Source organism: Corynebacterium sp. MSK039, assembly GCF_030232315.1.
Lineage (GTDB): Bacteria > Actinomycetota > Actinomycetes > Mycobacteriales > Mycobacteriaceae > Corynebacterium.
The window spans coordinates 1-13,258 of sequence record NZ_JASPJL010000001.1 but is presented as its reverse complement, the minus strand read 5'-3'; the positions used below and the strand labels follow the sequence as shown (position 1 = coordinate 13,258).

The 13,258-nt window shown below is 65.5% G+C and carries 13 protein-coding genes and 2 rRNA genes; all 15 read right to left on the bottom strand.

The genetic code is table 11. The annotated features are described in order from the left end of the window. Nucleotides 1–6 precede the first annotated feature (6 nt). A complete protein-coding gene (locus tag QP997_RS00075; protein ID WP_246818113.1) occupies nt 7–855 on the bottom strand; it encodes a pseudouridine synthase in 849 nt (282 codons plus the stop codon). Between the two features lie 77 nt (nt 856–932). Continuing rightward, nucleotides 933–1,529, bottom strand: coding sequence for an SMC-Scp complex subunit ScpB (gene scpB / locus QP997_RS00070; RefSeq protein ID WP_284845836.1), 597 nt, complete (start codon nt 1,527–1,529; stop codon nt 933–935). Between the two features lie 50 nt (nt 1,530–1,579). Continuing rightward, nucleotides 1,580–2,386: a segregation and condensation protein A gene (locus tag QP997_RS00065; protein WP_284845835.1), complete on the bottom strand. Its 807-nt coding sequence runs from the start codon at nt 2,384–2,386 to the stop codon at nt 1,580–1,582. Nucleotides 2,387–2,432: 46 nt separating this feature from the next. After that, nucleotides 2,433–3,251, bottom strand: coding sequence for a ParA family protein (locus tag QP997_RS00060; protein ID WP_173362353.1), 819 nt, complete (start codon nt 3,249–3,251; stop codon nt 2,433–2,435). Nucleotides 3,252–3,500: 249 nt separating this feature from the next. Continuing rightward, nucleotides 3,501–4,412 carry a site-specific tyrosine recombinase XerD gene (xerD, locus tag QP997_RS00055; protein ID WP_284845834.1) on the bottom strand — a complete coding sequence of 304 codons (912 nt, stop codon included), beginning with the start codon at nt 4,410–4,412 and terminating at the stop codon, nt 3,501–3,503. 15 nt (nt 4,413–4,427) lie between these two features. Further along, on the bottom strand, nt 4,428–5,429 hold the full coding sequence (locus tag QP997_RS00050) for a copper transporter (protein WP_284845833.1): 1,002 nt from the start codon (nt 5,427–5,429) through the stop codon (nt 4,428–4,430). Between the two features lie 11 nt (nt 5,430–5,440). Continuing rightward, nucleotides 5,441–6,631: a putative cytokinetic ring protein SteA gene (gene steA, locus QP997_RS00045; RefSeq protein ID WP_284845832.1), complete on the bottom strand. Its 1,191-nt coding sequence runs from the start codon at nt 6,629–6,631 to the stop codon at nt 5,441–5,443. A 44-nt stretch (nt 6,632–6,675) separates the two neighbouring features. Further along, nucleotides 6,676–8,352, bottom strand: a complete 1,677-nt coding sequence (gene recN, locus QP997_RS00040) for a DNA repair protein RecN (RefSeq protein ID WP_284845831.1) — start codon at nt 8,350–8,352, stop codon at nt 6,676–6,678. Nucleotides 8,353–8,420: 68 nt separating this feature from the next. Continuing rightward, entirely contained in the window at nt 8,421–9,386 is a 966-nt protein-coding gene (locus QP997_RS00035) for an NAD kinase (RefSeq protein WP_012360344.1), read from the bottom strand. Continuing rightward, a complete protein-coding gene (locus QP997_RS00030; protein ID WP_284845830.1) occupies nt 9,383–10,216 on the bottom strand; it encodes a TlyA family RNA methyltransferase in 834 nt (277 codons plus the stop codon). Before QP997_RS00030 ends, QP997_RS00035 begins: the two co-directional genes overlap by 4 nt. Nucleotides 10,217–10,300: 84 nt before the next feature. Beyond that, nucleotides 10,301–10,519 (bottom strand): hypothetical protein, encoded by a 219-nt coding sequence (locus tag QP997_RS00025; protein ID WP_246818112.1) that lies wholly within the window; start codon nt 10,517–10,519, stop codon nt 10,301–10,303. Between the two features lie 11 nt (nt 10,520–10,530). After that, nucleotides 10,531–11,556, bottom strand: a complete 1,026-nt coding sequence (locus QP997_RS00020) for an HAD-IIA family hydrolase (protein WP_284845829.1) — start codon at nt 11,554–11,556, stop codon at nt 10,531–10,533. Nucleotides 11,557–11,558: 2 nt separating this feature from the next. Next, complete coding sequence (locus QP997_RS00015) at nt 11,559–12,731, bottom strand: tetratricopeptide repeat protein (RefSeq protein WP_284845828.1); 1,173 nt, start codon at nt 12,729–12,731, stop codon at nt 11,559–11,561. Between the two features lie 164 nt (nt 12,732–12,895). Beyond that, nucleotides 12,896–13,012 (bottom strand): 5S ribosomal RNA (gene rrf, locus QP997_RS00010). A 157-nt stretch (nt 13,013–13,169) separates the two neighbouring features. Further along, nucleotides 13,170–13,258: ribosomal RNA gene (locus QP997_RS00005) — 23S ribosomal RNA — on the bottom strand; the annotation flags it as partial.

The window sequence follows — 13,258 nt, the reverse complement described above, 5'->3', positions numbered from 1 at the left end:
CCCGGCTTACAGGCCCACGGCCTTGTACAGGCTGGTCAGTTCCGAACGGTTGAGCGCGCGCACGCTCCCCGGCTTCTGGTCGCCGAGCTGCACCGTGTGGATCTTGGTGCGCACCAGTGCCTGAACCGGGAAGCCCGCGGCCTTCAGCATGCGACGCACGATGTGCTTGCGGCCCTCGTGCAGCTCCAGCTTGATCAGGGACTTGCCCTGCCAGACGTCCACGATCTGGACGTCATCGGCCTTGGCAATGCCGTCGTCCAGCTCGATGCCCTTCTTCAGCTCGTGAACCAGGCCCTTCTTCGCCTCGCCCAGCACGGTGGCCATGTAGGTCTTGGAGACCTCGTAGCTGGGGTGCATGAGGCGGTTGGCGAGCTCACCGTCGTTGGTGAGCAGCAGCAGGCCCTCGGTCTGGGCGTCCAGGCGGCCGACGTGGAACAGGCCCTGGCCCTGCTTGAGGCGCTCGTCGATGAAGTTGCCCACCGACGGACGGCCCATGTCGTCGCTCATCGTGGACTGGACGCCGCGCGGCTTGTTGAAGATGTAGTAGTGCATCTCGTCGTTGACCTGGACGCGCACCCCGTCGACGCGGACGACGTCCTTATTCGGGTCGATGCGCACGCCCATCCGGTCCACGACCTTGCCGTTGACCTCGACGCGGCCCGCGGCGATGAGCTTCTCGCTCATGCGGCGGCTGGCCACGCCGGCGGCTGCCAGGACCTTCTGCAGGCGGACCTTATCCTCCGCAGCTGGGGCGGCCTTCTGCTCTGACTTTGTGACGTGCTGGTGGCGGGCCGGCTTGGCCTTCGGGACGAAGGTCTCGGCGCCGCCGGGCTTCGCAGCGTTCTTTTCCGGTATGCCATCTCGGCGAGCGGGTGTATTCAAATTATGTCCTTATTTGCTCAAAGTCTTTGAGGTACGCAGCCCAGTCTAGATCAGTAATCGGATTCGATCGATTCCACATCCGGCAGCAGCGGGGCCAAGTCCGGCAGCTCGTCGAGCGACTCGATGCCCAGCTGCTCCAGCAGCAGATCGGTGGTCTCGTACAGGTGGGCGCCACCCGGTCCTGCGGCAGCGGTCTCTTCCTCCCCCTCGGCTGCCACCTCAACCTGGCGGATCAGGCCGCGCAGGGCCAAGGTCCGCATCACACCATCGCAGTTCACCCCACGTACCGCCGCGACCTGGGAGCGGGTCACCGGCTGGCGATAGGCAACCACGGCAAGGGTCTCCAAGGCAGCCCGAGACAGGCGCTGCTGAGTGCCTTGAAGGATCTTCGCCTCCACCACATCCGAGTTCTCGGGCCGGGTATAAAGGCGCCACAGCCCCTCGCGCTCCCGCAGGTCGAAACCGGAACCACGGGCGTCGAACTCCTCGGCGATCTGGCGCAGTACATCCTCCACCTGGGAGCTACCCACACTGCAGGCCTCGGCGAGCTCCTCGGCGGCCACGGGCTCGTCGGAGACCAGCAGCAGGGACTCCACCCGGCTGCGCAGCTGGGACACCGCGGGCAGGTTCAGGTGTTCTTCACTCATGGTCCAGGGCTCTCCTTCTAAGGTTGATCAGGGGGAATGTGGTGCTGGGGCTAGTCCCAGTTCGACGCTGCGACAACCTGCGGATCCACGTCCAGGCCGGTCCAGGCCACCAGCATTTCCTCCAGCGGCATGGGCTGCTCCACTCCGATGGCGCGGGCCTTATACAGCTCCAGTAGGGCGAGAAAACGGCCCACCACGACGATGGACTCCTCCGCGTCGCTAATCAGCGAGTCAAAGTTCACCCACTTATTCTCCCCCGCGATCTTCAGCGTGTTGAGGATCTTGCCGGCCTGCTTCGGCACCGAGACCGCCGGCGCGTGGACGTGCCCGGTCTGCACCCCCTCCGGGCGGGGCCGGAAGACGTGGGCGGCCAGCTCCGCGAAGCTCCCCTTCGTGTGCTTAATCTCCACCGGTGGTAGCAGGTTGGCGTAGCGGTCCTCCAGAGAGAGCGCCACCGGGTAGCTGCGGGCCGCACCCCGCTGCCACTCGGCGAAGAGGTCTGCAACTTGCTTATAGGCCTTGTACTGCAGCAGGCGGGCGAACAGGAGGTCGCGGGACTCCAGCAGCTCCAGGTCGGCCTCGTCGTCGACCTCGCCGCGAGGAACCAGGCGAGCGGCCTTCAAATCCAGCAACGTGGAAGCGACGAGCAGGAACTCCGTGACCTCGTCCAGATCCTCAGCGGACTGGGATAGCCCCCGGGTATAGGCGATGAACTCGTCGGTGACCTCGGCGAGCGCGATCTCCGTGATGTCCAGCTTGTGCGAGTGAATCAGCTGGAGCAGCAGGTCGAAGGGGCCGTCGAAGTTCGCGAGCGCGACCCGGAACCCCGTGAGTTCCGGTTGCTGGGGATCTGTCACGCAAACCTACTTTTCTGCCACCACGCTGACCGGCGCGGGGCGTGGCCTAGTGCTGCTCGGCGACGCGCTGAATGACCTCCGCCGCGAGGTTGCGGTACTGGATCGCACCGGAAGACTTCGGGGCCCACGTGCTGATCGGCTCGCCGGCCACGGAGGTCTCCGGGAAGCGGACGGTGCGGGTGATGACCGAGTCGAAGACCTTGTCCCCGAAGGCCTCGACGAGGCGCTCCATGACCTCGCGGGCGTGCAGGGTGCGGCGATCGAACATGGTCACCAGGATGCCCAGGACTTCGAGCTTGAAGTTGAGGCGGTCGCGCACCTTCTCCACCGTGTCCATCAGCAGCGCGAGGCCGCGCAGGGAGAAGTACTCGGACTCCACCGGGATCATCACGGAGTCCGCGCAGGACAGTGCGTTGACGGTGAGCAGGCCGAGCGAAGGCTGGCAGTCGATGATGATGAAGTCGTAGTCCTTCATCACCGGGCGCAGGGCACGCGCGAGGGCCTGCTCGCGGCCGACTTCGTTGACGAGCTGGATCTCCGCGGCGGAGAGGTCGATATTCGCGGGCACCAGGTCGAGGTTTTCGACGCCGCTGGGCAGGATGGCGTCGAAAATGGAGGAGGAATTGTCGACGAGGAGGTTGTGGACGGTGACGTCCAGCTCTTCGTGGCTGATCCCCAGGCCGGCAGACAGCGCGCCCTGCGGGTCGAGGTCGACGAGGAGGACCTTGCGGCCGAACTCCGCGAGTGCAGCACCCATGTTGATCGTCGAGGTGGTCTTGCCGACCCCACCCTTCTGATTACACATGGCGATGATGGTCGCAGGCCCATGAGAGGACAGCGGCTCCGGGTCTGGCAGCGGGCGCATGGGGCGCCCCGTGAGCCCGAGTTCTTGCTCGGGCTTATCGAAAAGCGCGTCGGAGCTCTGCACTGTCAAGCCCTCTCCCTTGTCTAACGGTCATTTCAGAGCGCGGTTGGCGCTCCCACTACACATAGATTACGCGTAGATTACGCCCGTGCAATTCTCTCTCCCCCATTTTTCGCAGGCTTTTCGGGCAGGTCAGTCGAGTTCAAAGCCGAGGTTGATACTAGGCAAGGCTTAAGCCTTGAAAGGTCTCTAGTTCGAGCGCGGGTGGCTCTCCGACCACGCCTCCCGCAGGTGGTCCGGGCTCACCTTCGTATAGATCTGGGTGGTCACCACATTGCTGTGGCCGAGCAGCTCCTGCACCACGCGGATATCCGCCCCGCCCTCCAACAGGTGCGTGGCGAAGGAGTGCCGGAAGCTGTGCGGGCTGACCCCGGCCACCCCGGCCTTCTCGCTGACCGAGGAGACCATGTTGAACGCCGACTGCCGCCCCATCCGACCGCCATTGCGATTCAGAAACAACGCCGCCGAGCCCTTCTTGTTGAACGCCGGGCGGACCCGCACCAGATAGTGCTGCAACGCATCCAGCGCCGGATCCCCCACCGGGACGACCCGTTCCTTCGAACCCTTGCCCCGGACGATGACGACCTTCTCGGTTGGGTCCACGTCATCCACGTCCAGCCCCAGCAGCTCGCTGACGCGCGCGCCGGTGGAGTACAGCATCTCCAGCAACGCGCGGTCGCGGATCTGGATAAGCGACGCGGCGTCGTCGTTCGGGCAGGATTCCAGGATCGCGGTCACCTCGGCGATGCTGAGCGCCTTCGGGATGCTCGCCGCCTGACCGGGGCGCGCGACGTCGTCCGCGACGTCCCCTTCGGTGACACCTTCGCCAGTCAGGAAGCGGTGGAAGTTCCGCACCGCCGCAAGAATTCGTGCACGCGTGGAGGCCGCCAGCCCCTCCCCTTTGGCCAGCGAGGCCATGAAGGACTCGATATCCCCCGTATTCAGCTCGGTCACGCTGCGCGCGCCCAGCCACGCCAGGTAACGGTCCGTGTCCCGACGGTAGCTATCCAGCGTGTTGCGGGAGAGGTTCCGCTCCAGTCGGAGGTGTCGCAGCCACCGTTCCCGGTGCTGCAGGTTCGCCTCCTGCGCGTCCGCCGTCACCGACGCCGCCTGCGCCTAGTTCTTACCGACGGTGGCGGCCTTGGCGTTGGTCGCCGCGCCGTAGTGGCCAGCGTCTCCGCCAGCCTGTTCCTTCAGCGCTCGCACCGCAGTGATGCGGCCCGCGCTGCGCTGGACGTTGTCCACCGTGGACAGCTTCTCGGCATAAGCCCGCTCGTTGCGCACGATGCCCAGCGCGGCCTTCTTATCCGCACTGCCGGACTCGCCCACCAGCACCGCGCCCGGCATCTGGCTATCCAGGCCGGCAGCGAAATCAGCGATGAACTGCGCGCCGTAACCCGACTCATCGGCGGTCACGCCCTTGTTGGTCACGATCAGGGCCAGGTCCACGCCCTCGTCGCCGAGGTCTGCGGGCTTCTTCAGCACCCCGTTTTTCTCCAGTGCACCGAAGACGACGGCCCGGTCCGAGGCGCTCGCGGTTCCCCCGCCGCGGTTGCCCTCGCGCGCACCCTCGCGACCCTCACCGCGATCGCGGTTCTGCTCGCCCTCCGCGGGCTTCTCAGCCTTCGGCAGCGTCGCGCTCAACGCAGCACCCAGCAGCTGGCCGGTGTGCATGCCCGGGCTTAGCACCTCCTCGCTGAGCTGGGCGCCCGCGGGCAGGCTGTTGGCCGCCACGGACTTCAGCTTGTCGCCCTTCTCCGGGCTCAGCATCTCCTCGGTCACCGGCAATGGGGTGACCTCCGCTCCCGCCTTGTCCACCAGCCAGCGCAGTCGATCAACGGTCTCGCGGTCGGCGTCCGGGAAGGAGATCAGCGCGACCATCTTCCCCTCCAGCTCACCGGCCACAGCCTTCGCAGCCAGCCCCGCGACGACGTCATCCGAAGCCTGGGCATCACGGTCCGCCGCGTCGGCGTCCTCGCGGGCAGCGGTGAGCTCCTGGGCGCTCGTCCCCGCACCACCGCCGGCCCCCGGAACGTTCGGGGCCAGCACGTAGACCCCGCCCAGCACGCCGAGGGCAATGCCGAAGCCGAGGCCGGCAATCGTTCCAGACTTACTCACGAGCGACTCCCCTAGTTCTTAAACAGGCCCTGCACGCTGAGCGCGAAGTTATTCCACGAATCGATCAGGTTGTCCACGAACCCAGCATCGCCAGAGAAGCCGGCGATGAGGATGATCACCAAGATCGCGGCCAGCACGCCGATCAGCGCCCACAGCCACCCGGAGCCGGACTTCGAGACGCGGTAGAGCTCGGCGATGGAGCTGGCGTCCACGAACTTCGGGCCAACGCGCAGGCGGGACAGCAGAGCAGACGGGGTGTCCTCAGATTCCGTCTCAGAAAAGACGCGATCCAGGTCCCACTTCTCGCCGAGGTGAACCACCATCGACGCGCCGTGGTAGTCGGCCAGCAGCAGCGCCAGGTCGGTCGGGTTCTTCGTCGCCGCCGGGAAGGTCATCGCGCCGACGCCGAGGTCCTGGATACGCTCCAGGCCCTGCGCGTAGCCGTCCGCCTCCGCGGGAAGGACGACGGTCGCGCCGGAACGCAGCGATTCGGAACCGATGTTTTCCGGGTTACCGACGATGACGGCCGGGCGGTAGCCCAGCTCCAGCAGTTCGTCAGCGGCGGACTCGATCGCGACGATGATCGGGTCGTACTCGCGCAGGAAGAAGCGCAGGTCGCGCAGCTGGTCCTTCAAATCCGGCAGCGGGCTGATCACCATGACCTTGCGGTCCACCATGTCCACGTCGACGTCCGGGATGCCCAGGCCGTCGATCAGCAGTGGGGACTCGGAGCGGGCGAGCTCCGCGGTATTGCCAGCCAGGGCGTCGAGGTGATCGCCGAGGGCCGAGCGGGCGTCATCGAAGCGCTGCATCGAGGCGTCCAGATCGAGGATCGCGCCACTGCCGAGGGAACGATCGCCGTAGTAGAGGTGCCCGCCCTCCAGGCGGCCCTTCTTGCCGTTCTTGACCTTCTCAGTGATCTCCGGATCCACATTCTCCACGAGCTCGATGCCGGCGTCGAGCAGCATCTGCGGACCAAAGTTTGGCACCTGACCAGTGGTGAACTGGGCGGTATTGACCACCCCGGCCACGCCGGCGTCGATGAAACGCTGCGCGGTGGCGCGGTTAATATCCGGAGCAGAAATGACGACGATATCCCCCTCGGAGATCTTCGTCTTAGACCAAGCTTTGGGGCCGGTGAGGTTCCGGGTAGCCCCGGTAATGCCAGGTTTTTCTGATCGGGAAAACATCATGCGTACCATTTTGCTGCTTAACCGCCGGATTCTCGGTTAGGCGCGCCGATGTTTTAGTGCTTCTTCGCCTCCACGGCCATCGCCATGAGCTCCTCGGCGTGAGCCCGGCCGGTATCGGACTCCAGGCCCGCGAGCATGCGGGCGAGCTCCGCCACCCGCTCCTCCTCGCTCAGTGTGCGCACACTCGAGGAGACAGTCGTGGAGCTGGCGGTCTTATCCACGTAGATATGAGCATCCGCGAAGGCAGCGACCTGTGGCAGGTGCGTCACCACGATCACCTGGTTCTCGCGGGCAAGCGCAGCCAGGCGGCGCCCGATCTCCACCGCGGCCTTCCCGCCCACGCCCGCGTCAACCTCGTCGAAGACCATCGTGCGCCCGCTGCTGGCCAGGATCACCTCGATGGCGAGCATGATGCGGGAAAGCTCACCGCCGGAGGCACTCGAGCCCAGCGCGGTGCGGTGCCCACCCTGCACCAGCTGGAACTCGCACTCGTCGAGGCCCTGCGGGTTCGGGTCCACCCGCTTGAGATCCACCTCGACGCTGGCGTGCATGTGCAGCCCCGAGATCTCCTCGGTGACCGCCTTGCCGAAATCCTTGGCTGCTTTTTCACGCGCCGTGGAGAGTTTGCGGCCGACCTTCAGCATCGTGGCTTCCTTCTCCGCGACCTGCTTGGCGAGCTCCGCCAGCGCATCGTCGGAGACATCGAGCGTGGCGAGCTTCTCGCGAGCTTCGTCGCGCCAGGCGATCGCACCGTCCACGTCCACCGCGAAACGGCGCAGCTGGCGTAGTTCCTGCTGGCGCTCCAGCAGCTCCTCCAGCTCCTCTGGGTCGGGGATATCCATCAGCTCTTGGCCCAGATCCAGTGCAATATCCGAGAGCAGGGAGCTGACCTCCCCGATGCGCTCGGCAAGTTCCGCCAACTTCGCGTCGCCGCCCTGCAGTTCGGACTGCGCCTGGCCAAGCAGATCATTGGCTCCGCTGGACAACTCCCCCTCGCCCAGCTCCTCGCCGCCATCGATGACGGCGATGGCGCGCTGCAGGGCGGAGCGGACGTCGCTGGCGTCCTGCAGGCGAGAGATCTGGGACTTGAGGAACTCGTCCTCCCCCGGCTCCGGGTCGATCTCGTCGATGACCTCCAGGGCCCGTTGCAGGGTCTCGGCCTCCAGGGCCAACTCCCGGCGATCCTTCGTGCGAGTTTCCAGCTCCTTCGCCGCAGCCATCCACTCGCGTCGCAGCGCGGCGAACTCGGCAGCCTGGCCCGTCAGCCCCGCGAACTCATCAATCGCGGCCAGCTGCTTCGTCGAATCTTTGAGCCGCAACTGGTCGTTCTGCCCGTGGATGGTGATGACCTCCGCGGCGAACTGCCCCAGCACGCCCGCGGCAACAGTCTTCCCTGCCAGGTGCGCCCGCGACCGGCCAGAGGCAGACACCGTCCGGGAGGCGATGTACTCCCCCTCGTCAGAGAAGCCCCCGAACTCCGAGACGATCTCCTCGACGCGTTCCTGAACTGCCGGGTCATCGTGGGAAAAGACCCCCTCCACGCTGGCCCGCTCCGAACCAGCGCGCACCTTCGAGGCATCCGCCCGGTGCCCCGAAAGCAAACGCAGGCTGCTGACCACCATCGTTTTGCCGGCACCCGTTTCACCGGTGACGACAGTCAGTCCGCTGGCGAACTCGGCGGTGGCTTCTTCGATCACACCGAGGTTGGTGATGTGTAGGTCGTGGAGCATTCCAGAAAAGTCGCTTCTTGAGGTTTTGGGGACTCCCGGTCGTCGGGGTGAGTGGAGTGAGTGGACTACTAGTGGCGTGGGCCGCGCCAGCCGGTGATCGGCAGGCGGAACTTGTGCACCAGGCGGTCCGTGAACGGCGCCTGATCCAGGCGCACCCAGCGCACGGACTGCGGGCCGCGGCGGATCTCCACGCGTGCCCCCGGCGGCATGTGAATCTGACGGAAGCCATCCATCACCGCGGTCGCCGGCGAGGTCTCCGGGTTCGTCTCCACGGCGACAGAGGAATTCGGGGACACGACCAGCGGGCGGGAGAACAGCGTGTGGGCATTAGACGGGACCACCAGGATGGCATCCAGCTCGGGCCACAGCACCGGGCCACCGGCGGAGAATGCGTAAGCAGTCGAGCCCGTCGGCGTCGATACCAGGACACCGTCGCAGCCGAAAGAAGACACCGGCCGTTCGTCGACCTCGAGGATCGAATCGAGCACGCCCTGGCGGTTCAGGTTCTCCACCGAGCACTCGTTGAGCGCCCAGCCGGTGCCGAGCACGCGGCCGTCCATATCGCGGACGGTAATCGACAGGGTCATGCGGTCTTCCACGCGGTAATCGTGGGCGATGACGCGCTCGATGGCCTCGGCGAGGGACTCCTGCTCCCACTCCGCGAGGAAGCCAATGTGGCCCATGTTGATGCCCAGTACGGGCACGTCCGCGGAGTGCGCGATATCGGCTGCGCGCAGGAAGGTGCCATCGCCGCCCAGAACGAGCACCATCTCCACGCCCTGCGCGGCCTCGCGGGTGTGCCCGAAGCGTGGGAAGCGCCCCAGGATCTCGTGGCGCGCCACGGGAGCTGGATCGGCGGTTGCCATCACGCGGACGTTGATTCCGCCCTCGTGGAGTTGGGATGCCGCTTCGGCGGCCATGCCCAGGTTCTCATGTACCCCGGTGTGGGCGACGAGCAGCACCTCGCGCTGCTTCTCCTCACCAGGCGACTGGTTCTCGGCCTCCTGCTTGGGGGCCTCGTTGGCAGCCGTCACTGTGGTCCCTCCTTCACCGCCGTGGACACCATGGCCTCAAGTGTATCCATCGTTGGCGCCTGCTTTCCCCCATCTTTGGAAAGCCAGAGGAAATACTCCACGTTCCCGCTAGGTCCGGGAAGCGGAGAGGCAACGACGGCCTTCGTTGATAGACCATACTTCAAAGCCTCCCGCGCCACGTCGAGGGTCACCTCCGCGCGCAGCTCCAGGGAGCGCACGACCCCGCCGGAGCCCAGCCGGTCCTTGCCCACCTCGAACTGTGGCTTCACCATCGGCAACAGATCCGCACCCTCGGCCATGCACTCGGCGATGGCGGAAAGGACCAGCTTGATGGAGATGAAGGAAAGATCCCCGACCATGACGTCCGCGGGGCCACCGATCGCTTCCGGGGTCAGCGTGCGGACGTTGGTGCGATCCATCACGGTGACGCGGGGGTCGTTCTGCAGCCGCCAGATCAGCTGCCCGTAACCGACGTCCACCGCGAGCACTTCGCTAGCACCGCGGTCGAGGGCGACGTCCGTAAAACCACCGGTCGAGGCGCCGGCGTCGAGGACGCGTTTGCCTTCCAGGCTCAGCCCCTGCGGTTCAAAGGCGGCCAGTGCGCCGAGGAGCTTATGCGCCCCGCGGGAGGCCCAGTGATCCTCCTCAGACTCCGCGACCCGGATGGACACATCAGCGTTCACGCCGGTCGCGGGCTTCTGGGCGAGCATGCCATTGACCTGCACGCGGCCTTCCTTGATCATCTTCTGCGCCTGTTCGCGGGAGCGCGCGATCTTGCGGCGCACGAGCTCCGCGTCGAGGCGTTGAAGCCGCTGACCTTTTTTCGCCACCTGTGTGCTTTCCTTCTTCTTCCGCTGCTGGGTTCGACGGTGCTGGTTGTTTTCCGCGTCCTTTTAGGACGCCCGCACCGGGGGTTAGCCCTGGCCGAGAGCCTTGCTGATGAGGCTGTGAGCTTGTTCCAGCATCTCAGCCTCCTCAGTGCCCTCCAGCCGCTGGCTAAGCAGCTCGTCGATATTCTCGGCGAGGTGATCGGCCTGTGCCTCCGGCGAGTTCGGTGTTGGCCCGCCCGCCTGGGCGGGCATGTGGCTTCCTGGTGTCGGTGCCGATCCTGGTGTGGGCTGGGGGTGCTGCATAGTGCTGTAGTTTAGTCCCGCCATGCTGCGATGGCGTCGGCGGCCAGTGGATCACTTCCGATAATCCGGAGCTGATCTCGGGTGGTGCCGCCGTCCAGCAGCTCCCAGGCGAGCGGGGCGGCTGCTGCGAGTGCTGCCGCAGTGGTGAGCTGCTCGGGGGTGGCGAAGCCTGTGGCTGTGCCCTGTCCGTCGGCGGGGTTTTCGCCGGCTGTAACAGTGATCGTGTGCGGCTCGGTGACCTCTGCCGTCCAACCGCCGAGCTCCTCGCTGAGATTGGCGCGGATGTGGGTCGGCCGGTGCTCGGTGTGGATCACGTCCCAATGGGTGGAGACCCCGGTGAGCACCATCAGGGTGTCCATCTCGGCGGCGCGTCCACCAGCGATGTCAGTGTCCAGACGATCGCCGACGACCAGTGGCGCACTAGCCCCCGCCTTGCGTGCTGCAACGTGGAACATCGCGGGCTGCGGCTTGCCTGCGCTCAAGGGCCGCACCCCGGTGGCGCTGACGACAGCGGCCACCATAGACCCGTTACCGACCAGGAAACCACGGGACGAGGGCAGCGTCGTATCCAGGTTGCTGGCGATATAGCGAGCGCCGCGGGTGATCGCGAGCGTGGCCTCGGAAAGCCGAGCCCAGTTGTTCTCCGGGCTGTGGCCCTGCAGCACCACGTCGGGCGCATCATCGGCGGAGTCCGTGAGTTCGAACCCTGCCTCCTGGGTGAGATCGCGGAGGCTCTGGCTGCCCACGACGAGCGCCTTAAGCGGGCCTGCACCGGGGCGTTCCTGCGCCATTGTTTCGGCTGCCAGCGTTGCTGCGGCCTGCGCGGAGGTCAGGACCTCGGAGGGGATTGCACTGATACCGAGGCTGCCCAGGTGCTCCACGACCTCCTCAGGACTGCGCGAGGCGTTATTAGTCACGAAGACTCTGCCCCGGTCAGCAATGCCCTCGACTGCGCCGGGGATCAGCTTATCCCCCGCGAAAATGGTCCCGTCGAGGTCGAGCAGGAGGGTGTCGTAGCGGCTGAGCAGCTCAAGCATGGCTACTTCTCCTCGCTGCTCTCCGCGCCAGCATCGTTGCCATTGCTCTCGCCGGTATCTTCGGTCTTCTTCTCGCCGGTACCCTCATTGAGCTCCGCGATGCGCTTCTCGGCGTCGAGCACCTCTTCAGTATCCAACTCGTTGGCGTTGGTAAACCATTGGATGGCATCGGCCGTGCGTCCAGCCCGTGCGAGTGCATCGGCGTACGCGTAGGTCACGCGCAGCTTGGTGACGTCTGGAGCGTCGGCAGCGTCGAGTTCCTCCTCGAGAGCGACGATGGCCTCCTCGTGGCGGTCAAGGTCCTGGTAAGCACCGGCCACGACCATGGCGAGCTCAACGCGGGTCTCCGGGTCGAGCTCCTCGGGACGGTACTCGCCGGCCACTCCCAGCGCCTTCTCCGGTCGTCCGAGCGCACGCTCAGCGTCGGCAAGGACGGCAATCAGACCTGGACCACCCTGCATGCGACGAGCAGCGCGCAGCTCAGAGATGGCTTCCTTCCACTCTCCAGCGTGGTAGGCAGCGATGCCGTTGGTTTCGCGGGCTACTGCCACGCGGCCAGCACGGTCCTTGGCGGCACGCGCGTGCTCGAGAGCCTTTTCGGTGTTCTCGTCGAGAAGGGTGGCGGCCATGATGAGGTGCTTGGCGACCATGTCTGCGTTATCGCGAGACAGGCTGCGCAGCTCCTGGCGCACCTGTGGATCGAGGTCCTTCGGATCCACACCCTCCGGAATGCGGGGTTCCTTCATGCGGGCGTTGATGCGCTCCTCGCGGTAGCCAGAGCGCTGGGGCCCGGACTGACGTGCTCGATTGGCCTGGCCACCACGGTTCCTGAAGTTCCCGCCCCGCCGGTCGCCACCCTTGCGACGATCCCGGTCGAACTTCTTGCCCCCACCGTACGGACGGCCACCGCCCCGACGGCCGCGTGGCTGGTCGCCGTCACGGTCGTTGTACCGCCCATCGCGACGGTCATCGCGGTCACGGTAGCGGTTGTCTCGCCGATCGTCGCGGTCCCGGTAACGGTTACCTCCGCGGTGCTCCCCGCGGTCAAAGTCACGGTCACGGTTGTTTCCGCGACGGTTGTCGTCGGAGTTACGGTGCCTGCGGGGCTTGAAGTTTCCGTCTCGCTGGTTGCGGGGACGGTGACCTCGATCGCCGCGGCTTTGGTATTCCGACATTGAACCCTTCTTTCACAGACTCTGTGGACTGCTCACACGATATCACCCCGGGTGGACGGGGTTTTTAGGCAATAAAAAAGTGGTGGTGCGACGAGGTGCTGATCATCACCCGTACAAAACGGGAACAACCAACAACACGTCGCACCACCACTATGAAAGTTTAATGCCGGCGGCGTCTTACTCTCCCACACCCTCCCAGGTGCAGTACCATCAGCGCAGGTAGGCTTAGCTTCCGGGTTCGGAAAGGGACCGGGCGTGACCCCACCGCAAAAACCACCGACAAACACAACAGAACAACACACACCCAACCACACCCACAACAGGCGTTTGGTGTGCCGTGTCATTCCAGACACTGCATAACAGACGCGAGCACTTCATCCTCATTAGAAGTTCACATTGTGTGCGCTTCACACAACCAACCCAAAAGGCAATTGTGTGGTTTGTTACACGTCGGCCAATTAGTACCAGTCACCTCCACACCTCACAGTGCTTCCAGATCTGGCCTATCAACCCCATCATCTCTAGGG

Coding starts and splice junctions, on each gene's coding strand:
- scpB (WP_284845836.1), bottom strand. CDS start 1,529: ATGAGTGAAGAACACCTGAACCTGCCCGCGGTGTCCCAGCTGCGCAGC.
- QP997_RS00060 (WP_173362353.1), bottom strand. CDS start 3,251: ATGCGCCCGCTGCCAGACCCGGAGCCGCTGTCCTCTCATGGGCCTGCG.
- steA (WP_284845832.1), bottom strand. CDS start 6,631: ATGGTACGCATGATGTTTTCCCGATCAGAAAAACCTGGCATTACCGGG.
- recN (WP_284845831.1), bottom strand. CDS start 8,352: ATGCTCCACGACCTACACATCACCAACCTCGGTGTGATCGAAGAAGCC.
- QP997_RS00025 (WP_246818112.1), bottom strand. CDS start 10,519: ATGCAGCACCCCCAGCCCACACCAGGATCGGCACCGACACCAGGAAGC.
- QP997_RS00020 (WP_284845829.1), bottom strand. CDS start 11,556: ATGCTTGAGCTGCTCAGCCGCTACGACACCCTCCTGCTCGACCTCGAC.
- QP997_RS00015 (WP_284845828.1), bottom strand. CDS start 12,731: ATGTCGGAATACCAAAGCCGCGGCGATCGAGGTCACCGTCCCCGCAAC.